The 25,243-nt window shown below is 69.3% G+C and carries 25 protein-coding genes and 1 tRNA gene; 6 read left to right on the top strand and 20 right to left on the bottom strand.

All coding sequences use genetic code 11. The features are described from left to right. Positions 1-42: 42 nt before the first annotated feature. The 6 genes from ACPWT1_RS22200 to ACPWT1_RS22175 form a co-directional block, all read right to left on the bottom strand. Positions 43-723: an OmpW/AlkL family protein gene (locus tag ACPWT1_RS22200; protein WP_427913295.1), complete on the bottom strand. Its 681-nt coding sequence runs from the start codon at positions 721-723 to the stop codon at positions 43-45. Between the two features lie 19 nt (positions 724-742). Then, positions 743-1,927 (bottom strand): SGNH/GDSL hydrolase family protein, encoded by a 1,185-nt coding sequence (locus ACPWT1_RS22195; protein ID WP_427913294.1) that lies wholly within the window; start codon positions 1,925-1,927, stop codon positions 743-745. A gap of 142 nt (positions 1,928-2,069) precedes the next feature. Next, the gene (locus tag ACPWT1_RS22190) at positions 2,070-2,933 is read right to left on the bottom strand and encodes a class I SAM-dependent methyltransferase (RefSeq protein WP_427913293.1); all 864 of its coding nucleotides are present in this window, start codon (positions 2,931-2,933) and stop codon (positions 2,070-2,072) included. A 140-nt stretch (positions 2,934-3,073) separates the two neighbouring features. Beyond that, positions 3,074-4,192: an ABC transporter substrate-binding protein gene (locus ACPWT1_RS22185; protein ID WP_427913292.1), complete on the bottom strand. Its 1,119-nt coding sequence runs from the start codon at positions 4,190-4,192 to the stop codon at positions 3,074-3,076. Positions 4,193-4,363: 171 nt separating this feature from the next. Then, positions 4,364-4,501, bottom strand: a complete 138-nt coding sequence (locus tag ACPWT1_RS22180) for a DUF3096 domain-containing protein (protein WP_427913291.1) — start codon at positions 4,499-4,501, stop codon at positions 4,364-4,366. Between the two features lie 103 nt (positions 4,502-4,604). Then, positions 4,605-5,408 carry an outer envelope protein gene (locus ACPWT1_RS22175; RefSeq protein ID WP_427913290.1) on the bottom strand — a complete coding sequence of 268 codons (804 nt, stop codon included), beginning with the start codon at positions 5,406-5,408 and terminating at the stop codon, positions 4,605-4,607. A 204-nt stretch (positions 5,409-5,612) separates the two neighbouring features. Here ACPWT1_RS22175 and ACPWT1_RS22170 point away from each other — a divergent pair, with 204 nt between their 5' ends. After that, the gene (locus tag ACPWT1_RS22170; RefSeq protein ID WP_427913289.1) at positions 5,613-5,801 is read left to right on the top strand and encodes a DUF3606 domain-containing protein; all 189 of its coding nucleotides are present in this window, start codon (positions 5,613-5,615) and stop codon (positions 5,799-5,801) included. 98 nt (positions 5,802-5,899) lie between these two features. Next, positions 5,900-6,493 carry a hypothetical protein gene (locus ACPWT1_RS22165; RefSeq protein ID WP_427913288.1) on the top strand — a complete coding sequence of 198 codons (594 nt, stop codon included), beginning with the start codon at positions 5,900-5,902 and terminating at the stop codon, positions 6,491-6,493. A 52-nt stretch (positions 6,494-6,545) separates the two neighbouring features. Here the strand turns inward: ACPWT1_RS22165 and ACPWT1_RS22160 are convergent. The 6 genes from ACPWT1_RS22160 to acpS all read right to left on the bottom strand — a co-directional run bounded on the left by ACPWT1_RS22160 (position 6,546) and on the right by acpS (position 11,672). Further along, positions 6,546-6,621: transfer RNA gene (locus tag ACPWT1_RS22160), tRNA-Thr, on the bottom strand. 14 nt (positions 6,622-6,635) lie between these two features. Further along, entirely contained in the window at positions 6,636-7,850 is a 1,215-nt protein-coding gene (locus tag ACPWT1_RS22155) for an alpha/beta fold hydrolase (RefSeq protein ID WP_427913287.1), read from the bottom strand. Next, entirely contained in the window at positions 7,841-8,419 is a 579-nt protein-coding gene (locus ACPWT1_RS22150) for a serine aminopeptidase domain-containing protein (RefSeq protein WP_427913286.1), read from the bottom strand. The genes ACPWT1_RS22155 and ACPWT1_RS22150 overlap by 10 nt, the downstream gene beginning before the upstream one ends. Further along, positions 8,416-10,932 (bottom strand): glycoside hydrolase family 2 protein, encoded by a 2,517-nt coding sequence (locus ACPWT1_RS22145; RefSeq protein WP_427913285.1) that lies wholly within the window; start codon positions 10,930-10,932, stop codon positions 8,416-8,418. The genes ACPWT1_RS22150 and ACPWT1_RS22145 overlap by 4 nt, the downstream gene beginning before the upstream one ends. Before the next feature lie 11 nt (positions 10,933-10,943). Next, a complete protein-coding gene (locus ACPWT1_RS22140) occupies positions 10,944-11,201 on the bottom strand; it encodes an acyl carrier protein (RefSeq protein WP_427913284.1) in 258 nt (85 codons plus the stop codon). Positions 11,202-11,216: 15 nt separating this feature from the next. Further along, complete coding sequence (gene acpS, locus ACPWT1_RS22135; protein WP_427913283.1) at positions 11,217-11,672, bottom strand: holo-ACP synthase; 456 nt, start codon at positions 11,670-11,672, stop codon at positions 11,217-11,219. Positions 11,673-11,756: 84 nt separating this feature from the next. On the opposite strand from acpS, the gene ACPWT1_RS22130 reads away from it, so the two are divergent. From ACPWT1_RS22130 to ACPWT1_RS22120, 3 genes are read left to right on the top strand one after another with little or no spacing between them, the layout of a single operon-like run. Beyond that, positions 11,757-12,929, top strand: coding sequence for an acyl-CoA dehydrogenase family protein (locus ACPWT1_RS22130; RefSeq protein ID WP_427913282.1), 1,173 nt, complete (start codon positions 11,757-11,759; stop codon positions 12,927-12,929). Continuing rightward, complete coding sequence (locus ACPWT1_RS22125; RefSeq protein ID WP_427913281.1) at positions 12,929-13,843, top strand: amino acid--[acyl-carrier-protein] ligase; 915 nt, start codon at positions 12,929-12,931, stop codon at positions 13,841-13,843. Before ACPWT1_RS22130 ends, ACPWT1_RS22125 begins: the two co-directional genes overlap by 1 nt. Positions 13,844-13,868: 25 nt before the next feature. Beyond that, on the top strand, positions 13,869-14,858 hold the full coding sequence (locus ACPWT1_RS22120) for a DUF1839 family protein (protein WP_427913280.1): 990 nt from the start codon (positions 13,869-13,871) through the stop codon (positions 14,856-14,858). Positions 14,859-14,898: 40 nt separating this feature from the next. On the opposite strand, the gene ACPWT1_RS22115 is transcribed toward ACPWT1_RS22120, so the two are convergent. The 4 genes from ACPWT1_RS22115 to ACPWT1_RS22100 are packed head-to-tail and all read right to left on the bottom strand — an operon-like array spanning position 14,899 to position 18,929. Beyond that, entirely contained in the window at positions 14,899-15,759 is an 861-nt protein-coding gene (locus tag ACPWT1_RS22115) for a sugar phosphate isomerase/epimerase family protein (protein ID WP_427913279.1), read from the bottom strand. Positions 15,760-15,794: 35 nt separating this feature from the next. Then, entirely contained in the window at positions 15,795-16,706 is a 912-nt protein-coding gene (locus tag ACPWT1_RS22110) for a 4-hydroxyphenylpyruvate dioxygenase (RefSeq protein WP_427913278.1), read from the bottom strand. A 12-nt stretch (positions 16,707-16,718) separates the two neighbouring features. Further along, on the bottom strand, positions 16,719-17,552 hold the full coding sequence (locus ACPWT1_RS22105) for a shikimate dehydrogenase family protein (RefSeq protein ID WP_427913277.1): 834 nt from the start codon (positions 17,550-17,552) through the stop codon (positions 16,719-16,721). Positions 17,553-17,576: 24 nt separating this feature from the next. Beyond that, entirely contained in the window at positions 17,577-18,929 is a 1,353-nt protein-coding gene (locus tag ACPWT1_RS22100) for an MFS transporter (RefSeq protein WP_427913276.1), read from the bottom strand. Positions 18,930-19,059: 130 nt separating this feature from the next. On the opposite strand from ACPWT1_RS22100, the gene ACPWT1_RS22095 reads away from it, so the two are divergent. Continuing rightward, positions 19,060-19,731 (top strand): TetR/AcrR family transcriptional regulator, encoded by a 672-nt coding sequence (locus ACPWT1_RS22095; protein ID WP_427913275.1) that lies wholly within the window; start codon positions 19,060-19,062, stop codon positions 19,729-19,731. Positions 19,732-19,769: 38 nt separating this feature from the next. Here ACPWT1_RS22095 and ACPWT1_RS22090 read toward each other — a convergent pair whose 3' ends face one another. The 4 genes from ACPWT1_RS22090 to prfB all read right to left on the bottom strand — a co-directional run bounded on the left by ACPWT1_RS22090 (position 19,770) and on the right by prfB (position 25,199). Continuing rightward, positions 19,770-20,780, bottom strand: a complete 1,011-nt coding sequence (locus ACPWT1_RS22090) for a class 1 fructose-bisphosphatase (RefSeq protein WP_427913274.1) — start codon at positions 20,778-20,780, stop codon at positions 19,770-19,772. An 8-nt stretch (positions 20,781-20,788) separates the two neighbouring features. Further along, positions 20,789-23,431 (bottom strand): aminopeptidase N, encoded by a 2,643-nt coding sequence (gene pepN / locus ACPWT1_RS22085; RefSeq protein WP_427913273.1) that lies wholly within the window; start codon positions 23,429-23,431, stop codon positions 20,789-20,791. After that, positions 23,424-24,095: an HAD family hydrolase gene (locus ACPWT1_RS22080; RefSeq protein ID WP_427913272.1), complete on the bottom strand. Its 672-nt coding sequence runs from the start codon at positions 24,093-24,095 to the stop codon at positions 23,424-23,426. The genes pepN and ACPWT1_RS22080 overlap by 8 nt, the downstream gene beginning before the upstream one ends. After that, a protein-coding gene (prfB, locus tag ACPWT1_RS22075) for a peptide chain release factor 2 (RefSeq protein ID WP_427913271.1) occupies positions 24,095-25,199 on the bottom strand; the annotation gives its coding sequence in 2 pieces (ribosomal slippage) (positions 24,095-25,117 and positions 25,119-25,199; 1,104 coding nt in all). Before prfB ends, ACPWT1_RS22080 begins: the two co-directional genes overlap by 1 nt. Positions 25,200-25,243: the final 44 nt, after the last annotated feature.

Genomic DNA, 25,243 nt, shown 5'->3' with positions numbered 1-25,243 from the left:
AAGGCCGCCCTCGGGCGGCCTTGTCGCATGCGCCGTTGCGGCTCAGAACCGCATGCCGACGCCGATGCGCAGCGCGTCCGGGTCGAGCTTCGTGCTGATGGTCTGGCCGGTCGACAGCTTGGCCGTGGTCTTCAGGAAAGAGCGGGCGTACTGCAAGTCCGCGAACCAGCGGCCGTTGATCAGCACGGTGGCCCCCAGACCCGGCGTCAGGCCCCACTTGGAGTCCACCGACAGGCCAGTGCCGCCGGCCGGATTCGAGGGGTTCAGCGCGTTCAGCGTCGCGCTGCCGCGGGCGCCGTAGAAGTGCGCGTAGGTGACCCCCAGCATCGCGTACGGACGGATGCGGGCGCTCGGCTCCAGGAACCGGTACTGCGCGTACACCGTCACCGGCAGCGCCTTCACGGTGCCGATCTTGCCGACGCCGGCGATCGAGCCCGCGCCGGTGATCTCGTGCTTGAAGCCGAAGCCGATCGGCGCGGCCACGGACCAGTGGTCGGTCAGCATCCGCGCCACCCACAGGGTCGGCTGCGTGTCGGAGCCGATGTCGACCTGGGTGTTCGGCGACGACGGCGCGGCCAGCGTGCCGCTGGACACGTGCGGCCTGATCTGCGTGGCACCCACGCCGACCATCCAGGTGTCGGCCGACTGCGCGTGGGCGGCCAGCGCGCCACCGGCGAAGGCCAGCGCCACGGCGGCGCGGATCGTGATCATCTTGTTGTGCATCGCTTGGTCCTCGTTGCGATCAGAGCCAGCCGGCCCGGGCGAGCGCGCGGCTCACGGACGCCGCCAGCAGGCGGTGGCCGTACGGCGTCGGATGGAAGCCGTCCGCGAAGGCCCAGGTGTTCCACCAGCCGGGCGCGAGGCCGGCTGGCGGCGCCGCGTCCAGCGCAGCCGAGGTGCAGGTCGGGAAGTCGTAGTTGGGCAGGCCGGCCGTGAGGCTCACCACCGGGCACGAGGCCGTCGTCGCATTGGTGAGGCCGTAGGCCACCGGGTTGGTCACTTCGTCGGTGAAGTCCTTGTAGAACGGCACCAGCGCCACGCGGGCGTCGCCGTTCACGTCGCTCGCCAGCTGCGTGTTGAACGCGCCGATCCATTGCTGGATGGCACCCTGCAGCGTGGCCGAGGCCGTGGCACCGGCAGTGCCGCCGCCGTTGGCCGCGCCCACCTGAGCCAGCACCGCGCGGAACCGGGGCGTCAGCGTGATGTCGGGCATGTTCAGCACGGCGACGTGCGTCGCGCCCCGGTCGAGGGCGTTGGTCTTGATGGCGGTCCAGTACGTGTCGGCCAGCTTCTTCATGTACAGGCCGGCCGCGAGCGCAGCGCCATTGGGCTGCGTGAGCGTGGCGCCGATGGTGGCCGCATCGAGTTGCTGGGCGAGGAACGCCTGGTAGGCCGTCACGCCGGCCGAGCCGCTGGCGGCGCCCAGGTAGGCCGTGACGAGGTCCGCCGCGTCGTTGCCGCCGCCATCGATCAGCAGCAGGTCGGTCGGGGCCCAGGCACCGCCCTGGACGGTGGCTGCGGTGGCCAGTTGCGTGGGCACCGAGAACGGGGCCGCTGCACCGCCTTGCGACGCCGGGTTCACCACGCGTCCGCCGCCGACCGCGTAATCGGTGCAGCCGGGATTGGTGGTGAACGACGCGCCGGTGGTGGTCGCGTAGAAGTTGCACTGGGCTGCGAGGCCGTAGTTCTGCGCCACGATCTGCGGAAAGATCGGATAGCCCGTGGACGGGCTGGCCGCGTTCTGCACCGTGAACTTGAAGCCGAACGTGCCGGCATCGGCGAGGCTGTCGCCGGCCACGATCACGCGCGAGATGGGTGCCTTCGGGCCGGCGGCATCGCCGCCACCGCCACCGCAGGCTGCGATCAATGCCGCGGCCGCGGCGCAGGCGCCGAGCACGAGCGCGCGGCGCGTTGTCTTCACTTGCATGTTGTTGTTCCCGTGGAAAAAAGAACGACCGTTCGAAAACTGAGCGGCAGAGCTTAAGCTGCGCGCCCCGGCCTCTTCCACAGGGTTTGCGTGAAGGTCGCCGGACTGGACGTCGGCGTGCGATGCGGTTATTGCAGTGCGGCTACTGCGTCATCGGTTTGCGGGCGACGCAGTGGAACCACCAGATGTCGTGCGTGTCCTGCGCCGGCGTCACCGGCTGGCCTCGCTCGCTGTCGAACGTCGCCGGCACCTCGAACCCCGCGGCGGCCAGCTGGCGCTGCTGCTCGGCGAGCGTGGTGTAGACCACCAGCAGCCCGAAGTCGTGCGCACCTGCATTGCGCAGCGCCCACTCCTCGTGGTCCTCGTTGGCCGCGCGCAGCCGCAGGTGGTTGCGCACCGCGCGCGGCATGGCGCCCAGCGAGCGCAGCACACGCAAGCCGAGGCGCAGCGGATTGGGCGTGAAGTCCACGTGCAGCGTCGGCCGCTCGCGCACGCCCGGACCGTGGCGGTTGTGCGAGGAGACGATGAACAGGCCGCCCGGACGCAGCACCCGGTACACCTCGGCCAGGATGGTCGGCCGATCGTGCGGCGCGACCGAGTCGATGCCGTTGAACGAGAACACCACCAGCCCGTAGTGGTTCGCGGGCAGCGACTGCAGGTTGCGCGCGTCCATGTGGGCGAAACGCGCATCGGGATGCAGCGTGCGGCAGGTGTCCACCATCTCGGGCGTGTAGTCGATGCCGAGGTAGTCGCTGCCCAGCGGTCGCAGCAGGGCCGTGGTGCGGCCGGCGCCGACGCCGATGTCGAGGATCGGGTGGCCCTGGATGAAGGGCCGCGCCCATTCGACGGCCACGCCCTCGCCGGGATCGGTCCACCCGGTGAGCTTGCGGTACTGGTCGACGGTGGACCGGCGCCGCCAGGTGCCGCGGTTGACGGCATCCAGGTCGTGGTGCAGCGGCTCGTGTCGATTGCTGGAGAAGGACCCCTCGTGGAAGCTCTGGAGCATCGTGGCCTCGTTGGTGGCCAGCCCGCGAAACACCCGCGGTCGCCGGTCCCTGCTCCAGCATTAACGCCGCGCGAGGCGGCGTATTCCGTTCCGATCTGTCGGCCTTGCAACAGGCCGTGCGCAAGGCTGTGCGGGAAGGCTCAGCGCGCGAAGCTGCCGTCGGCGCGGATCATCGTCAGGTTGACGAACCGTGAGCCGAGGTTGCTCTGCTTGCCGTAGGTGATCGCAAACCCGCCCAGATCCTCGTTGTTGAAGCTTTCCAGGGTGGAAATCAGCTTGGCACGGGTGACCGGCGCCGGCGCGCGCTGCAGCGCGATGGTCACCAGCTTCGCGTTGAGGAAGCCTTCCATGCTGTTGTAGCTGAAGGATTTGTCGGGCAGTTGCGAGATCACCTTCTGGTACTCGCGAACCACCGGGTTACCGAGTTCGGTGAACGGATACGGCACCACCTGGCTGACGATGACACCCTGCGCGTCCGGCCCGAGGTCCGCGTGCAGGCCGGAGGCCACGCTGATCACGAAGAACTGCGGCCGGGAGCCCTTGGCGCGGTAGGCGTTGATGAACGCAGCCGCCGGCTTGGACTGGCCCAGGAACATCACCATCTGCGGATTCGAGGCGAACACCGTGTCGACCGCCTTGGCGACGTCCACCGTGCCGCGCGGCACCGGCGCCGCGACGGGGGCGGCGCCGCCGCGTTTCTTGACCGCGGCGTTCAGCGCGTCCAGGCTCTCCTTGCCGAACGCGTCGTCCTGGTAGGCAGCGGCAATGTGCGTGATGCCGATGGTCCAGGCATGGTTGACCGCCGCCTCGATCTCGTCGGAGTTGCTGGCGCGCACGTGGAACAGGTTCGGCACGTACGGGTCGCGCAGCGACTTGGCGCCGCTGGTGTTGCCGATCTCGGCGATGCCGGCGGCCTGCACGACGGGGATGATCTTCTGCATGTTGGCGGTGCCGCGGTAGCCCACCAGCGCCACGGCGTTCTGCGCGATCAGTGCCTTGGTGTTCTCGACCGTCCTGTCCGGGTTGAACCCGTCGTCCATGCTCACCAGCTTGATCTTCTCGCCGCGGATGCCGCCCTTGCGATTGACCTCGTCGAAGTACGCGTTCATGCCGCGCAGGTAGTCCTTGGTCAGCGCGGCCGAGGTGCCCGAGAGGTCGCCGGAGTGGCCGAGGAGGATGTCGGCGAAGGACAGCGCCGGCGACAGCGCCGCGACGGCGGCGAGGGCCCGGACGGCGCGAGCCAGGATGGTGGATGTCATGGTCCCAGAGTGCTTGGCGCGGCAACCTCGCCGCTGCACAACCGTAGCCAACGCCGGGCACGGTGGGAATCCGGCCCGGCCCTGCGGGCCGCCGGAAGGTCGTGCAACGGCGCCCGGCGGAGCGGGCGCGTTGCGCAAAGCGCACTTGGGCGGAACTTCGCCGGGCTGGACTCAGCGTCCGAGCAGGCCCACCAGGCCGATCACGATCAGGTAGATCGCGACGATGAAATTGAGCAGCTTCGGCATCAGCAGGATCAGGATGCCGGCCACGAGCGCGGCCAGCGGGCCGATGTGGGCAACGATGTTCATGCGGGTCTCCCTGGGCAGACCATCGTAGGCACCGGCGTGCCGCGCCTTGTCAGTGCTGAGCCAACACCGGCGTGGGAACACGCGCCGGCGTTCCCGGCGTCGGTCAGAAGTGGTACTCGACCCGCGCCATCGGCGTCCTGGCCAGCGAGCCCGGCACCGTGTGCGGATTGCCGAATTTGTTGCGCCAGTACTGGTACTCCAGGCCCGCGCGCAGCGTGTTCTTGCCCATGCCCATCGGCTGGCCGATGTCGTACATCACCTGGCCGTCGAAGTTGAACTCGGGCGCCGTGGGGCCGCCGAACTCGTTGGTGCCCTTGGAGGCGATCCAGTTGGTGTAGCCCTCGAACGCGAACCCGGTGCCGCCGAGCGGGATGCCCCAGTTGAGGCCCAGCATCGCGTGCGTGTCGTAGGTGTAGCGGCTGGCGACGCCGACCGGCTGGTTGCTCTCGCGCAGCGCGTACACGCCCACGTTCAGGAAGCCGGGCACGTCGACGAACAGCGTCGGGCCCACGACCAGCATGCGCTTGCGCGACGCGTAGCCGGGGTCGTTCTTGGTGTTCCAGTCGAAGCCGCCGGTAATACCGAAGCCGCGCACGCCGGTGAACTTGAAGTCCCGGCCGGTGACCTTGCCCAAGTCCACCGTGTTGCGGTAGACGACGTACGCCTCCTGCGCGTGCGCGTCGGTGCCGTCGGAGTCGAGCAGGTCGACGTTGAAGAAGTTGCTGCCGTACTTGTACCCGCTGACGTGGGTGATGTTGACGATGCTCTTCTTGATGTCCTGGCCGTTGTACGGCTCCTGGAATTTGGTGCCGTAGCGGAAGCCGATGGAGGTGTCGCTCCACTCGGCGGCCGAGGCGGCCAGGCTGGTGGCCGCCAGGGCGGCGGCAATGCACAGATGCTTGTTCATGAGTCCCGTTCCTGCTTTGAAGTTGGTCTTGCTGCTGAGCAAGATACGGTCCAGCGACTGGCCGAACCCTGACGGGAGGCCAGCGGCAGCCGTTCCTGTCAGTGGGCTGCAAGCGTCTGTCGTGGCGCTGCGACGCCGTCCTACCGTTGTGCCGTGAGTGCGTCACCAGACTGGTGCGACGACAGTTTTTCCGGGAGATCACGCATGTCCGACGACAAGACCAAGGCCCACGGGCAGGACCGCGAGCGCATCAACGTGCACGAGGACTACGAACTGCGCGACTGGTCCAGGAGCCTGAACACCACGCCCGAGCGCCTGAAGGAAGCGGTGCAGGCGGTGGGCGATCGTGCCGAGAAGGTGCGCGAGTACCTGAAGTCCGACAAGGCACGCTGACGGTCGGGGTGCCCCGTGGCGCTGTGCGCTGGTCCTGACAGCAGCGCGGGGCGGCCTCCGACGCGGCGCATCGGCAGAGCCATGCACAAACGAGGCGCATGGACAGCACCATTTCGCCGCGCTTCGTCACCAGCATCCTCGCCTTGCTGTTTTGCCTGGCGGCGTGGCTGCACACGGGTGACGCGAAGCCCGCGCGCATCGTCACCGAGGTGGTCGGCATCGCGATGGTCAGTCCGCGCGCGGCCATCGCCGCGCCGGCTGCCGATCCGGTCGCGGGTGTGCTCCGCCTGGCTGCATCCGGCACCGGCGGCGCGGCGACCGAGGCCATGGGCCCCATGTCGGCCGAGCGCTGGCAGCCCCTGAAGGCGCCTGCCGTTCCGGCGGCACGTCCGGTCCCTGCGGATCGCCCCTCCACGCCACAACCATCGAACCTGAAGCCGGCGGCGAAGGCCCCTGCGCAGGTCGCGCATGCCACGGCCGCTGCCAGGCATCGCGCTGGTGGCAAGGCGCGCCCGCGCACGCAACGGCCACCCGTCCTGGCGCAAAGCGCGCCGCCCGCGCCCGAGGTCCCGGCTCTCTTCATGCCGCTGCGGCGGCTTGGCCTGTCGATCCAGACGAAGCTCCCGGGCTCGCAAGCCAGGGTGGCGCCTGCCGGCAAGCCCGCGGACGCTTGCGCGGACACCGCGGCCTAGCGCCGGAATGGAAAAAGCCCCGCAGCCATGACAGCTGCGGGGCCCTTGATCCTGGTGCCGGAGAGAGGAATCGAACCCCCGACCTTCTCATTACGAATGAGCTGCTCTACCGACTGAGCTACTCCGGCACGCGAGCCCGCGATTATAGCGGGCGTGCCTGGGCCATCGTCTCCAGCCCGGTGGCGCGATCCGGGGCAGGGGCGGGCGGCGCGTGGCGCGGGGCGCGCTGGGCCAGGTGCCGCAGCAGCTGCGGCAGCACGTGTTCCTGGTTGCCCGGCTTGGAAAAGGTGTGGTCGGCATCGGGCACGTACGCCATGCGGAAGTTCGGCTGGGCGCGCAGGCGCCGGCCTGCCGCGCCGAAGTGGAACTCCACGTAGTCGCGCCCGTCGTCCGCATCGGAGACCAGCATCAGCACGTCGGTGCCCCTTGCGCACAGGCGCTGCATCCTGGCCAGCAGGCTCTCCTCGCGCGAGCTGCCGACGGTGAACGCGCGGCGCAGCCTGGCGGCGGTCAGGGCGGCGAAGCGGCGCGTGATCAGCGGCAGGTTGACCTCGCCGCGCAGCACCCGCCGCCACACCTCCGGGTTGAACAGCTCTCGGCGGTAGAAGGCCGTGGACTTGGCGTACTGCTGCATCGAGGTTTCCCAGCCGCCGCCGGACTGGCCCGGCGTCCACTCCAGCAGGCGCGCGTTCATCAGCACCACGCCGTCCACGCGCTCGTCCACCAGCGCGGTCTGGAACGAGAGGTACGAGCCCGAGCAGATGCCCATGAGCAGGATCTCGCGGCAGCCGCGCTGCACCAGCGCGTCGATGGCCGCGCGCACGTCGTGCACCGAGTTGCGCTCGTAGAGGTTGCCCCAGGGCTGGCCCGGCGCGGGCGGGCTGTCGCCGATGCCGCCGACGTCGAGCCGCAGCACCGCGTGGCCCGCCGCGGCCAGCGTGCGCGCCATCTTCACGTACACCCGGTGCGGGCCCACGTGGTGGTTGCCGCCCACGTTCAGCAGCACGATGCCGGTGGGGGCCTTGCCGGCACCGGCCGCGGGCTCGGACAGCACGCCGAACAGCGCGCCGGCGCTGCCGCAGCGCAGCGGCATCTCGCGCACCTGGTCGGCCGGACGCCAGTCAGCGGATTCCTCGGGCGCGGCGACGGCCTCCGGACGTGCCCGTGCCGCGGGCGACGCGATGAACCAGTCGCACAGCGTGCGCAGCGTGGCGACGTCGAGCACCCCGGCGCGCGGCTCCTCGACCATCGCGGCAAAGCCCGGCAGCACGCGGAAGTCGACCTGCGACCCGGCCCGGCGCAGTGCCTTCGGAAGCGGCCCTTCGGCCGGCAGGTCGTCGCGGCCGATCACCAGCACGCGCCGGGCCGGGCCGGGCCCGTTGCGACATCGAGCGCCCGCAAGGCTTCCAGCGTGGCCGGCGCGTAGTGCTCGCCGAGGGCATGCAGGCCGCCGTCGTCGTCCTTGTGTCCCACCGCCTGCAGCTCGCGGGCGAAGGCCTTGCCACTGGCGCAGGGCGCCCACACCAGAAGACTGTCGACGCCGCCCAGGCGCCGCGCGGCCGCGATCGCCAGCGTGCCGCCGAGCCGGATGCCGAGCAGCGCCACTTCGCTCGCGCCGGATCGCGCTTTCGCCTGTGCCACCGCGGCTTCGATGCTGGCCAGCCAGGCTTCGACGCGATCGGGACTGGCGGCATCTCCGGCCGAGTCGCCGGTGCCGTGGTAGTCGACGCGCAGCACCGGCAGCCCGGCATCGGCCAGCGCCGTGGCCAGCTGCACCTGCGTCGGATAGCTGCTGACCGCCTCGAAGCCGATCGGCGGGCAGAGCACCACCGCGAGGTCGTGCCAGGGCGTCGTGGGGGCGTGGTACCAGCCGGCGCACCAGCCGGGCGCAGCGTCGAAACTGATGCAGGTGGGCCGCAAACTCATGGGGTGATCTCGATGGGCAACGAGCCGGACAGGTTCAGGGCCTGCAGCGACCCTGCCAGGGGTGCGCCATCCCGTGCGCGCTGCAGCCGCACGTGGTGCGTGCTGCCGGGCGCCAGGTGGAAATGGTTGTCGTCGGTCGTCCAGCCCGGCACGTCGAGGTGCACGCCGATGGCGCAGCGCCGCGTCGCGATGGTGAGTTCTCCGCCATCGCCGTTCCCGGCTGCGTGGAGTTGCAGGCCGAGATCGCGTTGCGGCGACGCCGCCAGCGGCGCGAGGCCGAGCGGGAAATGGAAGGCCTGGGCCAGGACACCGCCGTGCGCATCGAGCAGGCGCACCTGCACCAGCTCGCAGGCGGCCGGGCCGAAGCGCCAGGCGTGGTTCAGGTCCATGAAGTGGTCGAGCAGGCCCACCAGCGGCACGGCGACGGTGCTGCGCGGCGGAAGTTCGAGCGGGCGGGCGCCCTCGGCCACGCGCACGTCCCCGTCGCGCCATGCCGTGAACGCCAGCTGGACTTGCAAGGACCCGGCCGTGTCGTTGATCGCATGCGCGACCAGGCCGTCGCCACCTTCGTCGGTCACGACCACCGCGATCGGCTGCAGCACGCGCCGCAGCGCATGCCAGCCCGACTTGGGGACGCCGGCATCGTCGACCACGCCCCAGCCGGCACCGGCCCAGAGGTCGCGCAGTTGCAGCAGCAGGGCGCCGTTGCAGGCGCTGCCGGCGCGTCGCCATTCGCTGAACGCGGACCTCATCGTCTCGGCGATGGCCATGCGGCCCAGCGCGAGGTAGCGGTCGTGGTCGGCATGCCGCAGGCGCGCCGGGTCGACCCCGAACAGCTCGCGCACGTAGTGGTCGCGCGTGTCGTCGAAGTCCCAGCCCGCGCCCAGGTCGCGCGGCGAACGTGCCTTCCACTGCGGGTGGTGCACCCGCGTGGCCAGGCCACCCGGCATGCGCTCGAGCGCGGACGGCTCCGGCACGTTGGCGAAGGCCAGGCATTCGCTCGCGAAGCGCAGCCCGCTGCGGCGTGCGTCGTCCAGCCCGCGCTCGTAGGCTCCCACGCCGTAGTACGACGTGGTGCCGGTGCTCGCCTGGTGCGGGAAGGCGCCGCCGTGCGCGCTGGACGGCCAGTACGGCACGCCGGGCGCCAGCTCGCGGCACAGCGCCGGCAGCGTCTGGTGGAAGAAGGGCGCGTGCCACTGCTCGCGCGGCACGCCCCACATCGCGGCCTGCTGCTCGACCTCGCTGTTGCCGCACAGCACGGCCACGCAAGGATGCGGCGCGAGCTGCGCAAGCTGGTGGCGCACCTCGCGCGCGGCGCCGTCGGCAAACGCGGCATCGGCGAAGGGGTAGTCCATGCTGGCGAACAGGAAGTCCTGCCAGACGAGCAGCCCGAGCGCGTCGCACGTCGCGTAGAAGTGCTCCTCTTCCATCACGCCCGTGCCGGCCAGCCGCAGCATGTTCATGCCGCAGGCGCGCACCTGCTGCAGGGCCGCGAGGCAGGCGTCCGGGGTGGAACGCAGCGACACCGGATCGAGCGGCAGCCAGCCGGCGCCGCGGCAGAACACGCGCTCGCCGTTGACCCGCAACGCGAAACCGTCGCCGCTGGTGTCGATCTCGACGGTGCGGAATCCCACCGAGCCCAGCGCAGCCTCATGGCGATTGCCGTCGCGCGTCTGCAGTCGCAACGCGGCGCGGTACAGCGTGGGTTGACCGTGCGTGTGCGGCCACCAGAGAGCAGGCTGCGCAATCTGGAGCGTGGCCTCGAAGCCGACGGTGGACGACGACAGGGCTTGCACGTGCTCGCGACCATCGGGCCCCACCAGCACCAGCTGCGCGCTTTCGACCGAGCGCACCCAGTCCGGATCTGCCTCGAGGCGCAGCTGGCAGCGGCCACGTCCGTCGACGACGCTGGCCTGCACGTGGCCGTGCCAGGGCTCGCGGGTCGACCAGGCGATGTCGCGCCATGGGCCCACGTGCGCAGCTGGCGGCGACCAGCCCGGCGTGCGGCCGAGCAGCGTCGTGCGCAGCCAGCGCAGCTGCTGGTGCGCGACCATCGGCGTGCGCCAGCGGGGCCGCGGCCGTCGCCTCGCGAGCGCCGACTGCACGCTGCGGAACCGCAGCACCAGTTCATTGCCCGCGAGCCGCAACCGATCGGCCACCGGCACGCGGTGCGCGAGGAACATGTTGTCGGACGCGAGCAGCGGCTCGCCGTTCAGCGAGACCTCGGCCAGCGTGGCCAGGCCGTCGAACGAGAGCTGGTCGGCCTGCTCCGGCGGCGCGTCGAAGTGGGCGCTGAACCACCAGTCGTGCGCATCGAAGTCGCGCGCCGGTGCATCGAGCGACCAGTCCCCGCGCTCGCGCAAGGCGGCTGCGACCGTCTGCGGATGCGAGATCGGCGTCCAGCCCCGATCGCTGCAGGGCGGTGCGCCATCGCGATCCGGTTCACCTGCGCACAGTCGCCAGCGGGCGGCCAGAGGCTGCCGCGCTTGCGGTGCGGAGCCGGCCAAGCCCATGGTCCCGGTGCTCAGGCGGCGATCAGCTCCCGCAGCGCACGTTCGATGGTGCCGATGCTGCGGAACACGTTGCGCTTGAGCATGTGATCGGGGAACTCCACATCGAACTCGCCTTCGAGGGCGAGCATCACGTTCACGCTGGCGTGGGACGTCATGCCCGACTGGTACAGGTCGGAATCGACGCCGAGCTTGTCGGCATCAACCGCAAGGCGGCCATGGTCACGCAGCACTTGGCGGATGGTGGTTTCGGCATGTTGCAGGGTCGTCATGCCGGTGAATTCTGGTCAGCGGTGTGGCTCGTCCGTGTCGGACAGTGCCGCGACAACCGCGGCAGCGTAGTCGCCGTCATGGCTCAAAGAGACTAGGAGGCGGCCGACACCCATCGAGCGTGCCGCGGCAAGCGCCTCGCCACGCAGCACCAGCGAGCACGCGCCATCGGCGGCGCGCTGCACTTCCATGTCGCGCCAGTTCACGCCGGCATCGCTCAGGGACAGTGTCTTGATGGTCGCCTCCTTGGCGGCGAAGCGCGCGGCGAAGCGCGCAGCCTGCTCGGATCCGGAGCTTCGCGCATACGCGATCTCGGCGTCGGTGAACAGGCGCTGCGCGAAGCGATCGCCGAAGTCGCGCAGCGACTCCGCGATGCGCGGCACGTGCACGAGATCGATGCCGAGTCGGACAACACCCGGCAGCGTTGCAGGCCACTGGCTCGACAGCGATTGGATGAGGTTCTGGCTGTGCACTTTGGCCCTTTCGAGCGCACCACGGCGTGAGGGTGCGGTGCTATTGTCATCGCACCAGTCTCATGCATGGGAGAACAACGACGTATGGATTCCCCCTCCGCCACCAGCTTCCCGCAGCTTCTCGAAGCGGTGCGCAAGGTCGCCTCCGGTATCGCGGCGGCACAAGCCCCGGATGTCGACGCCAAGGCGCGCTTTCCGATCGAAACCCTGGCGGCCCTCCGTGAGGACCGCGTGCTGTCGGCCGCGGTCCCGCGCGAGCTCGGCGGCCCGGGTTGCACGATGGAGCAGCTGTCGCAGCTGTGCTCGACCCTCGCGCAATCGTGCGCGTCCAGCGCGATGGTGCTGGCCATGCACTACATCCAGCTCGCGTGCATCGCGCGCCATGGGATGGAGAGCGAGTTCTTCCGCGACTACCTGCGCGACATCGTGCGCCGCCAGCACCTGCTGGCCTCGATGACCTCCGAGAACGGCACCTTCGGCGACACGCGCTCCAGCATCTGCGCGGTGCGGCGTTCGAACGGCCGCTTCCTGCTGGACAAGGACGCCACCACCGGCTCGTACTGCGCGCACGCGGACGCCATCCTGGTCACCTGCCGCAAGGACGAGCAGGCGGCCAAGAGCGACCAGGTTCTGGTGCTGGTGCGCCGCGAGGACTGCACGATCACGCAGACCACGAGCTGGGACACGCTCGGCATGCGCGGCACGTGCAGCCCCGGCTTCAAGCTGGTGTCCAGCGGCGACGAGGCGCAGATCCTGCCCGGCGCCTTCGCGGACAGCTCGGCGCAGACGATGGTGCCGTACTCGCACATCCTGTGGTCCTCGCTGTGGTGGGGCATCGCCGCGGGTGCGGTGGGCAAGGCGGCGCAGTTCGTGCGCGGCCAGGCCCGGCAGAACCCCGGCACCGTGCCGCCGACGGCGCAACGACTGGCCGAGCTGCAGGTGCAGCTGCAGACGCTGAAGCAGAACTGGCTGTCCGCCGCGCGCGACTTCGATGCGCTGGGCGACGACCGCGACGAGCTGATGGGGATGGGCTGGGCGCTGCGCCTGAACAACCTGAAGATCGCCAGCTCCGAGGCCACGCCGCAGATCGTGCACCGCGCGCTGCAGATCGTCGGCATCCTCGGCTACAAGAACGACAGCCCGTTCAGCCTCGGGCGCCACTACCGCGATGCCCTCTCGGGCTCGCTCATGATTTCGAATGAACGCATCGCGGCCAAGAACGCCTCGATGCTGCTGGTCTACAAGGACGCTGCGTGATGGATACCCGCACCTACGACATCGAAGGCTTCGCCGAAGGCCTGGTCGAACATGGCCTGATCGTGCCCACCGGCATCAAGGGCGCTTATGGCCGTGGTCCCGTGTTCGAGGACATCCTGCGGCAGTTCGATGCGCTGATCCAGCGCATCGCCGCGCCCGACAACGCGCAGGAACTGATGTTCCCGCCGATCCTGGCCCGCGCCATGATCGAGAAGGTCGGCTACATGGACAACTTCCCGCAGCTGGCCGGCTCGGTGCACAGCTTCATGGGCACCGACAAGCAGGCCCGCGAGCTGTCCGCCAAGGTGCATGCCGGCGAGCGCTGGGAAGACATGCTGTCGCCCACGGACGTGATGCTCACGCCGGCCGCCTGCTATCCCGTCTATCCGACGTTCAGCGGCCTGCTGCCCAGCGGCGGAAAACTGGTCACGGTGATGAACTGGGTGTTCCGGCACGAGCCGTCCGACGAGCCCACGCGCCTGCAGCACTTCCGCATGCGCGAGCACATCCGCGTCGGCAAGCCCGAGGACGTCGTGGCCTGGCGCGATGCGTGGCTCCAGCGCGGCCTCGAGCTACTGGAGGGCCTGGGCCTGCCGGTGCAGAGCGACGTGGCCTCGGACCCGTTCTTCGGCCGCGCCGGCAAGATGATGGCCGCCAACCAGGTCGACCAGCGCCTGAAGTTCGAGATCCTCTGCCCGGTGATCTCGCGCGAGAAGCCCACGGCCATCTGCTCGTTCAACTGGCACCAGGACCATTTCAGTTCCAAGTTCGGCATCCGCAATGCCGACAGCAGCGTGGCGCACACGGCGTGCCTGGGCTTCGGTCTCGAGCGCGTGACCCTGGCCCTGATCCGGGCGCACGGGTACGACGTGGCCGACTGGCCCGACAAGGTGCGCGCGCAGCTGTGGCCCTGAGGACGCGGCCGCGGAGGTGACTCGCATGAGAACGCTCGCTGTCCTGCCGGGCCTGGCCCCTGAAAGCTATCGCCGGCATCCGCTGCACGGCGACGGCGCCGCGTGGCCCGAGAAGAACTGCTACGCCGACCTGTGGATCGCGTTCCTGCACACGCTGGGGCTGGAGCCGCTGGCCCTGCTGCCGTTCACGGTGGCCGTCGACTTCGAGGGCGACCAGTGGACCTTCTTCAAGCCGCCGCTGGAGGAGCTGCGCTCGCTGTACGGCGTCGACGTGCAGGAGCTCACCGTGTGGCGCCCGCTGCTCGAGCATGCGCAGGAGCACCTGGCCGCCGGCAAGTTGATCAGCACCGAGTCGGATGCCTTCTGGCTGCCCGACACCGCGGGCACCGACTACCGCCGCAGCCACACCAAGACCACGATCCTGATGGCGCATCTCGACGTCGACCGCGAGCGGCTGGGCTACTTCCACAATGCCGGCTACTTCGAGCTCTCGGGCGAGGACTTCCGGCAGCTGTTCCGCCTGGACGCGCCCGCCGATCCGGCATTCATGCCGTTCTTCGCCGAGGTGGTGCGCATCGACCGCATCGTGCGGCGCAACGCGTCCGACCTGTCCGACCTGTCGTTCGAACTGCTGCGCCGGCACTACCCCTGGCGGCCCCGCACCAACCCGTTCTCGCGCTTCGCGGCGCGCATCGCGCAGGACCTGCCGGCGATGCATGAGAAGGGGCTGGCGCACTACCACCAGTGGGCGTTCGCGTCGGTGCGACAGGCGGGGATCGCCTTCGAACTGCTGGGCGCCAACCTGCGCTGGATGGCGACGCAGGGCTACCCGGAACTGGGCGAGGCCGCCGAGCGCTTCGAGGCGATCGGCCAGGCGAACAAGACGCTGATCCTCAAGGGCGCACGGGCCGTCAACGCCGGACGTGCGCTCAACGCCGACGAGCTGCTGCAGGGCATGGCGTCGGACTGGGAAGCCGGGATGGCGGTCCTGGGGCCGCTGCTGGTGGAGAACTGAGCGGGGAACCGGGCGTGCGGGGCCGCACGCCATCTCCAGCTCAGTGGGTGCGGAGTTTCAGCTGCGCCGAGGGCGGCATGCCGCGATGGAGCACTTCCTCCGCGAGCCACAGCGCCGATCGCCGCGCGCGCTCGGCCACGAACGGCAGCGGCATCTGCACGTAGTCGTCGTTGAACACCTCGAAGCTGTAGTCGCCCGCGTAGCCCAGCGAGTCCAGCTTCTGCACCAGCCTCACGATCGCCGGCGTGTGCACGCCTTCGCCGGGAAAGACGCGGAAGGTGCGCGCGGTCGCCATCCGCTCCTCGAAGGTGCGCGTCTCCTGCCACATGAAGTCCGACAGCTGGACGAGGAAGATGCGCCCCGCGTCGAGTTCCTCGATCTCGTCCAGCGGCGTGCGCGCGGCCAGGATGTGGAAGGAGTCGATGGCCAGGCCGAGGTTGGGGCAGTCCGCGCGATCGACCAGGTCCCAGGCCGTGGTGTATTCGTTCACCGTGCGCCCCCACGACAGCGCCTCGTACGCGATGCGGATGCCGAACGGGATGGCCAGCATTGCCAGCTTGCGCAGGTCGGCCGCGATGCGGTCCAGGTCCTGGCTGGCGTGCGTCGAGGTGGACGAGCAGGCCAGCAGCACCTTGCATTCGAGCGCGGCGCACATCTCCAGCATGGCCTTGGCGATGTCGACCTTGTAGCGGTGCAGGTGTCCCGACAGGCCCTCGAAGTCGCGCAGCACCTGGAAGCCGGTGCCCCGCAGGCCGCTGGCATGCACGGCCCGCACCGCCGCCTTCCAGCCCTGGGGATGACCGACCAGGTCGTTGGCCTTGAGCATCACCTGGCCGAAGCCCGCCTGTGCCATGGCCTCGAGCTTGGCCTCCAGCGGACCCGCGAGGGTGATCGTGTCCATGCCGAAGGACTGCATGGACTGCAGGTGTCGCTCCTTCATAGCTGGCTCTGCACGAGTTCGAACACGGCGCTGCCCAGGTAGCTCTTGGTGATCGCGCCGCGCTCCTGCGTGTGCGCCACCGTCGATTCGACGAACTCGATGCCGCGCTTGCGCAGCGCGTCGACGGCCGCGAGCACGTCGGGCGCGCCCAGGCCGATGCGCTGCAGTCGTTCCTCGTCGCCGATGAAGTCGGGCTTCGGCTCGATCAGCTGCAGCATGAAGCCGTTCCCGGGAGTGCGCGCTGGCACCCGCATGAGGGTGCCGGCCGGCATGATGCCGAACCGTTCCTCGGGCGGGATCGCCTGGGCGCCGAGCAGCTCGCCGTAGAACGCGACCCAGTCCTCGGTCCGGCCGAAGCCGATGTACTGCACCACGCCGAAGAAGTGGATGCCCGCGATGGCGGGCGGATCGCGCGGCACCGACGGGATCGGCACGAAGTCGACGTCGTAGATCGAGAACTCGCGGTAGCGATCGACGAAGTAGATGCGGCTGCCGCCGACGCCGTGGATCGCGGGGATGTTCAGCTCCATCACTTCGGGATGCGTGGGCACCTCCCACGCGCCGCGGTCGAGGACGCGGCGATACGCCGCGCGCGCGTCGTGCACGCGCAGGGCCAGCGCGGCGATCACCGGCGTGGCGGGCAGTGCGTCCGCCGCTTCCTCGTCGGGCGGCTGCGCGTTGATCACGATGTTGAGGCCGCCCTGGCGGTACAGCAGCACCTCGCGCGAACGGTGCCGCGCGACGGGCTGGAATCCCATCATCTCGAGCACATGGCCCAGCGCCTGCGGCCGGCCGGTCGCGTATTCGATGAACTCGATGCCGTCCAGGCCGAGCGGATTGGCCGCCTCCGACCACGCCGGCTGCAGCGGTTCGCGGGCGGCCTCCGGTTCCACGAGTTGCGCGCTCATCGTCGTGCTCCTTCAGTACTGGATGCGCGCCACGGCGCGAAGATCGTCGGGCGAGGCGGTCCCGAAGCCGAAGAACTCCAGGTACGCCGGGATCATCTCGAACAGCATGTCCACGCCCAGCTGCACGTCGCAGCCGCGCCCGCGCGCGGCGCGCAGCAGCGGCGTGTATTCGTTCTTCATCACGACTTCGCCGATGAAGGCACCGGGCGCGATGCGCTGCACGTCGAACGGCAGCGGGTCGTCTTCCTTCATGCCCAGCGGCGTGGCGTTGACCACGATGCCGTGCCCCGCGGGATCGTTGGAGCCGCAACGCACGTCGAGCTGCGGGTAGAACTGCAGCAGGCGCTGGCGAAGGGCGTCGGCTGCGGCGCCGCTGCTGTCGAACAGGTCCAGGCGTGCCGGCGCCTCGGCAGCGATGGCCGCGGCGATCGCACTGCCCACGCCGCCGCAGCCGACGACCAGCACGCTCTGGTCCTGCACGGTCCTGCCCTTGCGACGCAAGCCGCGCGTGAAGCCGATGCCGTCGAACTGCTCCGCGTACCAGCTGCCGTCACCGCGCCTGAGCAGCGCGTTGCTCGCACCGGCGATGCGCGCGGCCGTCGAGGCCTCCCGCACCAGGCCGAGAGTGGTCACCTTGTGCGGCATGGTGACCAGTGCGCCACGCAGGTTGGTCATGCGCGACAGCGTGTCCAGCGCCTGCGGATAGTCCTGCGCGCGGATGCCCATCGGCACCACCAGCGCATCGATGCCCTGGCGCTCGAACCAAGGGTTGTAGATCATCGGTGCCTTGAAGGCTTCGGTCGGGAAGCCCAGGTGGGCGATGAGCGTCGTCTTGCCGGTGAGCATCGATTCGGGACCCGTCGGACGTCCTCAGGCGGCGAGCCGCGTGCCGCCGTGCCCCGCGCGCTGCGCGCGCCGGCGGCCCAGCTGCTCCATCGGCAGGTTGTAGGTTTCGCGCGCGGTCAGCACCGACAGGGCGGCAATGACGCAGGACACGGTCACGAGCACCGCGACCGGGATCCAACCGTCCGGTCCGGGCTTCTGGATCGCCGCGCTGATGGTGGGCGCGAAGCCGCCGAGCGCGAATCCGATCTGGGTGCCGATGGCCATGCCCGACAGGCGCACCCGGGTGTCGAACATCTCGCCGTACAGCGACGGCCAGGTGCCGTTGGCGGCGCTGTAGACCACGCCGGACAGGAGCACGCCGAACAGGAACACCAGCGGGACGTCGGCGCGCGAGATGGCCCACAGCGTCGGCCAGATCATGACGGCGCACGCGAGCGCGCCGAAGATGAACACCGGCCGGCGGCCGATGCGGTCGGACAGCATCGCCCAGAGGGGGATCGCGGCCAGCGCGACGATGTTCGCGCTCACCAGGACCAGCAGCATGCTGGACTTGTCCATGTGGACCGTGTTCACGCCGTACGAGAGCACGAAGATGCCGAAGATCGTGCTGACCACGGAGACCAGGGCCGCGAAGATCACGCGCAGCACGTCCGGCGTGTGCTCGCGAAAGAGATCGGCCACCGGCACGCGCGGCGTCGCCTTCGACTTCGCCTCCGCTTCGAACACCGGCGTCTCCGGCAGCGTGCGCCGGATCCAGAAGCCGATGGCGACGACCACGGCGCTGAGCAGGAACGGAACGCGCCAGCCCCACGAGAGCAGCTGGTCCTCGGGCAGCGTGGAGATCGGCAGGAACACGATGGTGGCCAGGATGAATCCCATCTGCGTGCCGCCGAGCGTGAAGCTCGTGAAGAACGCGCGCCGCGACGCGGGTGCGTGCTCCAGCGTCATCGAGTTCGCGCCGGCCTGCTCGCCCGAGGCGGACAGCCCCTGCAGCAGCCGCAGCACCACCAGCAGCACCGGGGCGGCGATGCCGACCTGGCCGTAGGTGGGAAGCACGCCGATCAGGAACGTCGACAGGCCCATCAGCAGCAGCGTGAAGGTCAGGATCTTCTTGCGGCCGAACTTGTCGCCCACATGGCCCATGAAGAAGGCGCCGATCGGCCGCGTCACGTAGCCCACGCCGAACGTGGCGAATGCCGCGATGGTGGCCAGCTTGGGATCGACGTTGGGGAAGAAGATCTTCCCGAACACCAGCGCGGCCGCGGTGCCGTAGATGAAGAAGTCGTAGTACTCCAGTGCGCTGCCGATCCAGCTGGCGAGCGCCGCCTTGCGCGGCGCGTGGAGCGTGGGGGCCCCGGTGTCCTGGGGGTGGGTCATGGGTGTCTCCTTCGCCCCGATCCGGGGTCGGAGCCCAGAATGTACGAACTGGTTCGCTTTCTCGGGTCCGGGGTAAACCCGTGATGGGCTAGCGTCCCGAGCGGGCCGGGCAAGGTGTACCCTCGAAAAAATGGAACAGTTCGTTCATTCCGACGCGCAAGCGGCGCCCGAAGAGCGCAGTCGCACGCGCACCTACGACTCGGCACGCTCCCTGGCCGACATCCTGGAAGTGGCCACCGCCGAGTTCGCCAACAAGGGCCTGGCCGGCGCGCGCATCGACGAGATCGCCGCGCTCACCCGCACCAGCAAGCGGATGATCTACTACCACTTCGAGAGCAAGGAGGCGCTGTACATCGCCGTCCTCGAAGAGGCGTACCGGAAGATCCGCGAGCTCGAACGCGACCTGCACCTGCAGGACCTCGAACCCGAGGACGCGTTGCGCAAGCTGGTGGCATTCACCTTCGACTACCAGCACGACAACGAGCCGTTCGTGCGCCTGGTGGTCAGCGAGAACATCCATCGCGGCCAGTACCTGGCGCGCAGCAGCGCGATCCAGGGACTGAACGTGCCGGCCATCGAAAGCCTGCGTGCGATCTACGAGCGCGGCGTCGACAAGGGTGTGTTCCGCCGCGGGCTCGATCCGGTGGACGTGCACATGTCCATTTCGGCGCTGTGCTTCTTCAACGTGTCGAACCGCTACACCTTCTCCATGATCTTCAAGTGCGACATGGAGTCGGCCGCCGCCCTGCGGCAGCGGCGCGATCACGTCGTGGAGATGGTGGTGCGCTACGTGCGCAAGTGAGGCGCCTGCCTTGCGCCAGGCCAGCGCCGGCGCAGGTCCTACTTCTTCGCCTCGAGGTGGTAGCGCGTCACGCGGTCCACCTCGTTCTTCGACCCCAGCACCACGCTCACGCGCTCGTGCAGCTTCTTCGGCTTGATGTCGAGGATGCGCTCGCGGCCGTTGGTGGCGGCGCCGCCGGCCTGCTCGATCAGCCAGCTCATGGGGTTGGCCTCGTACATGAGGCGCAGCTTGCCCGGCTTGTCCGGCTCGCGCTTGTCCCAGGGGTACATGAAGATGCCGCCGCGCGTGAGGATGCGGTGCACGTCGGCCACCATCGAGGCGACCCAGCGCATGTTGAAGTCCTTGCCGCGCGGGCCTTCCTTGCCGGCCAGGCACTCGTCGATGTAGCGCTTCACCGGCGCGTCCCAGTGGCGCATGTTCGACATGTTGATCGCGAATTCCTTCGTGTCCTCGGGAATGCGCACGTCCTCCTGCGTCAGCACGAACGAGCCCTGCTCGCGATCGAGCGTGAACATCGCCACGCCGTCGCCGACCGTCAGCACCAGCGTGGTCTGCGGTCCGTAGACGCAGTAGCCCGCCGCGACCTGCCGGCTGCCGGGCTGCAGGAAGTCGCCCTCGTCGACGCCGCGGTCGCCCTCGGGCATGTGCAGCACGCTGAAGATGGTGCCGATGCTGACGTTGACGTCGATGTTCGACGAGCCGTCGAGCGGATCGAACAGCAGCAGGTACTCGCCCTTGGGATACCGGTTGGGCACGACGTAAATGGTGTCCATCTCCTCGCTGGCCATCGCGGCGAGGTGGCCGCCCCATTCGTTGGCCTCGATCAGCACCTCGTTGGCGATGATGTCCAGCTTCTTCTGGACCTCGCCCTGCACGTTCTCGCTGCCGGCGGTGCCCAGCACGCCGCCGAGCGCGCCCTTGTTGACGGCGTGGCTGATGCCCTTGCAGGCGCGCGCGACGACCTCGATCAGCAGGCGCAGCTGCGAGGGGATGTGGCCGTCGACGCGTTGCTGCTCGACGAGGTAGCGGGTGAGGGAGATCTTGCTCATGGTGTGGTTCAGTCGGCCAGTGCGCGGGTGACCACCTCGCGCACGTCGTTGGACAGGTCGGGCTTGCCGGCCACGCGGGCGATGGCTTCGCGGGCGGCGCTGCGCATCGGCTCGGCCAGCTTGCGCCAGCGATCGAGCGCGCGCGCCAGGCGCGCGGCCACCTGCGGGTTGATGGCATCGAGCTCCATCACGCGGTCGCCCCAGAACACGTAGCCAGCCGCGTCGGGCCGGTGGAACGCGCCCGGGTTCGCGCTGCAGTAGCTGAAGATCAGGCTGCGCGCGCGGTTCGGGTTGCGGATGTTGAAGTCGGGGTGCTGCATCAGCTGGCGCACGATCGGCAGCACGTTGCCGCCGCGATCGGGGGCGCCGGCCTGCAGCGAGAACCACTTGTCCAGCACCAGCGCCTCGTCGCGGAACATGCCGTGGAACTTGTCGAGCGCGGGCCGTGCCAGGTCCTGGCCGCTCACCACCAGCGCCGCCAGGGCGTTGAAGCGATCGGTCATGTTGGAGGCATCCTTGAAGCGCTGGTAGGCCTTGCCCGGCCACACCGTGTCATTCGACTTGCGCGCGGCGATGCACAGGTGCGCGAGCGCGAGGCCGGCGAGGGCGCGGCGGCCCGAGGACACCGGATCGGGGCTGTAGGCACCGTTCTCGTGGTTCTGCTCGTAGGCCCAGGCCCAGTCGTCCACCAGTGCGGTGGCCAGCTGCTCGCGCATGGATTCGCGCACCGCATGCACGCGCTGCGGATCGACCACTTCCAGCTGCTCGGCGATGTACGCCTCGGCGGGCAGCGTGAGCACCAGCTCCTTGAAGGCCGCGTCCAGGTTCGGGTGGCGCAGGATGTTGCGCATCGCCTCGATGAACGAGGTGTCCAGCTCCACGACGCCACTGCCTTCGATCGCGGCCAGGGCCCGGCGCACGGCCAGGCGCTGGCCGGCTTCCCAGCGGTTGAACGGGTCGGTGTCATGTTCGAGCAGCGCGAGCAGCTGCTCGTCGCTGGCATCCCACTCCAGGATCACCGGCGCGCTGAAGCCGCGCAGCAGCGACGGCACCGGCTCGGCCGTCAGGCCCGGCACCGTGAGGCGCTGGGACGCTTCGGTGAGCACGAACATGCCCTGGCCGACTTCGCGGCCGCTGGCGTCGAGCAGGCCCCAAGCGATCGGGATCACGGACGGCTGCTTCTCGGCCTGGCCCGGCGTCGGCGGGCAGTGCTGCGTGAAGTCGACGGTGTAGGTGCCGCTGGCGGCGTCCCACTGCGTGCGCGCATGGACGCGCGGCGTGCCGGCCTGGCTGTACCAGCGCCTGAACGGCTCCAGCAACTGCTGCAGTTGCGAGCCCGGGTTGGCGTCGGCGATGGCCTGCGCGAAGTCGTCGCAGGTGACGGCCTGGCCGTCGTGGCGCTGGAAGTACAGCGTGATGCCTCGCTCGAAGCCTTCACGGCCCACCAGCGTCTGCATCATGCGCACGACCTCGGCGCCCTTCTCGTAGACGGTGACCGTGTAGAAGTTGTTGATCTCCAGGTACTGCTCGGGGCGCACCGGGTGCGCCATCGGGCCCGCGTCCTCGGGGAACTGCGCGGTGCGCAGCACGCGCACGTCCTCGATGCGCTTGACGGCGCGGGCGGACGCTTCGCCGGCCAGGTCCTGGCTGAACTCCTGGTCGCGGAAGACGGTGAGGCCTTCCTTGAGCGACAGCTGGAACCAGTCGCGGCAGGTGACGCGGTTGCCGCTCCAGTTGTGGAAGTACTCGTGGCCGACCACCGACTCGATGTTGGAGAAGTCGGTGTCGGTGGCGGTGGCCTGGCTGGCAAGAACGTACTTCGTGTTGAAGATGTTCAGGCCCTTGTTCTCCATCGCGCCCATGTTGAAGTCGCTGGTCGCGACGATCATGAAGCGCTCCAGGTCCAGCGGCAGCTTGAACCGGGCCTCGTCCCAGGCGACGGAGGCGATCAGCGAGTTCATCGCGTGCTCGGTCTTGTCCAGGTCGCCGGGCCGCACGTACACCTGCAGCAGGTGGTCCTTGCCGCCGCGCGAGCGGATCTTCTGCTCGCGGCACACCAGCTGGCCCGCCACCAGCGCGAACAGGTAGCAGGGCTTGCGGTGCGGGTCGACCCACTTGGCGAAGTGGCGGCCGTCACCGAGGTCGCCCTGGTCCACGAGGTTGCCGTTGGACAGCAGCACCGGGTACTTCTGCTTGTCGGCGCGCAGCGTGACCGTGTAGCTGGCCATCACGTCGGGACGGTCCAGGAAGTAGGTGATGCGGCGGAAGCCCTCGGCCTCGCACTGCGTGAAGAACGACTCGTTGCTGACGTACAGGCCCATCAGCTTGCTGTTGCGGGCCGGGGCGCAGGTGGTGAAGATCTCCAGGTCGAACGGCTCGTGCCCCTCGGGCAGGTTCTCCAGCACCAGCCGGTCGCCTTCCATCTTGAACGAGGTGCCCTGGCCGTTCACCAGCACGCGCGCCAGGTTCAGCTCGTCGCCATCGAGCTTGAGCGCCTGCGCCGGGACGTCGGGGTTGCGGCGCACCTTCATCTTGTTCAACACCCGCGTCTTGGCGGGGTCGAGGTCGAAGCACAGGTCGACGGTGTCGATCCAGTAGGCGGGTGCCTGGTAGTCGGCGCGGTAGATGACCGCGTTCTGTCCTTCACGCATGGAGTGTCTCCAGGAAGTTGGATCGAATGAGTTCTCGGTAGTCGCGCACCTGCGCGATCACGTGCGGGCCGGCCAGCTCGGCCTGGCTGTGCGTGGTGCAGACGGCCACGGCGCGCATGCCGGCCCTGCGCGCGGCCTCGATGCCGAACGGCGCATCCTCGAACACGATGCACTGCGCAGGCGGCACCTGCACCCGGCGCGCCGCCTCGAGGAACAGCGCGGGATCGGGCTTGCCCGCCAGGCCCTCGTCGCCGCCGACGATGGCGTCGGGCGCCTGCGCAAGCTTCAGGCGCTCGAGCGAGAACGCGATGTTGTGCCGGTCGCCCGCCGTCGCGACGGCCAGCTTCAGCCCACGCCGCTGCGCGGCATGCGCGAAGTCGCGGAAGCCCGCCACCTCGCGGAACTCGGGGCCGAAGAACTCGCGGTACAGCGCTTCCTTTTCCCCGATCAGCGCGGCGGCCCGCGCATCGTCGATGTCCTCGCCCATCAGCACCCGGATGCACTCGACGCCGGTGCGGCCGGTGGTCCGGCGCAGCACCTCGTCGACCGGCAGGTGGATGCCGTGCCGGCGCGTGAACACCTGCCAGCTGCGCGCATGCGCCGGCATGGAATCGACCATGGTGCCGTCCATGTCGAACACGAGCGCGAGGGTGGGGTGCGCCATCACACGCCCTGCTTCAGGGATGCCGTGATGAACGGGTCGAGGTCGCCGTCCAGCACCTTCTGCGTGTTGGAGATCTCGACGCTGGTGCGCAGGTCCTTGATGCGGCTCTGGTCCAGCACGTAGCTGCGGATCTGGTGGCCCCAGCCGACGTCGGTCTTGGTGTCCTCCAGCTTCTGCTGCTCCTCCATGCGCTTGCGCATCTCGTGGTCGTAGAGGCGCGAACGCAGGCGCTGCCAGGCGACGTCGCGGTTGCTGTGCTGGCTTCGGCTGTCCTGGCACTGCACGACGATGCCGGTGGGCACGTGCGTCAGGCGCACCGCCGAGTCGGTCTTGTTGATGTGCTGGCCACCGGCGCCCGACGCGCGGAAGGTGTCCACGCGCACGTCGGCCGGGTTGATGTTGATCTCCACCGAGTCGTCGATCTCCGGATAGACGAACACGCTGGCGAAGCTGGTGTGCCGGCCACCGGCGGAGTCGAACGGCGACTTGCGCACCAGGCGGTGCACGCCGGTCTCGGTGCGCAGGAGGCCATAGGCGTAGTCGCCTTCGACCTTGATGGTGGCGCTCTTGATGCCCGCCACGTCGCCTGCGGTCTCGTCCTCGATGTTGGCCTTGAAGCCCTTGCGCTCGGCGTATTTCAGGTACTGGCGCAGCAGCATGCCGGCCCAGTCGCAGGCTTCCGTGCCGCCGGCACCGGCCTGGATGTCCAGGAAGGCGTTCATCGGGTCGGCCGGCTTGTCGAACATGCGGCGGAACTCGAGGTCCTCGACCACCGGCGTGAGCTTGGCCGCTTCGGCCTCGATGTGGGCGAGGCCCGCCTGGTCGCCCTCGTCCTTGCTCATTTCATAGAGCTCGAGGTTGTCGCTCAGCTCGCGGTCCAGGTCCTGCAGCACGAGGACCACGCCATCGAGCTGCTTCTTTTCCTTGCCCAGCTCCTGGGCCTTCTTCGGATCGTTCCAGACCGCGGGATCCTCCAGCGCGGCGTTGACGGTCCTCAGGCGCTCCGACTTGGCATCGAAGTCAAAGATACCTCCGCAGATCCGCCGTCCTGCGCTGCAGGTCGGTCAGGGTGGATCCGATGAGGTTGATGCGTTCTGCGTCCATGGTTCTGTGTCTTCCAAAACCACGGATTTTCGCAGAAGGGCAGG

Origin of the sequence: Ramlibacter sp. MMS24-I3-19 (genome assembly GCF_050320135.1) — a bacterium.
Taxonomy (GTDB): domain Bacteria; phylum Pseudomonadota; class Gammaproteobacteria; order Burkholderiales; family Burkholderiaceae_C; genus Ramlibacter.
This window is presented reverse-complemented; position numbering and strand designations above follow the sequence as displayed.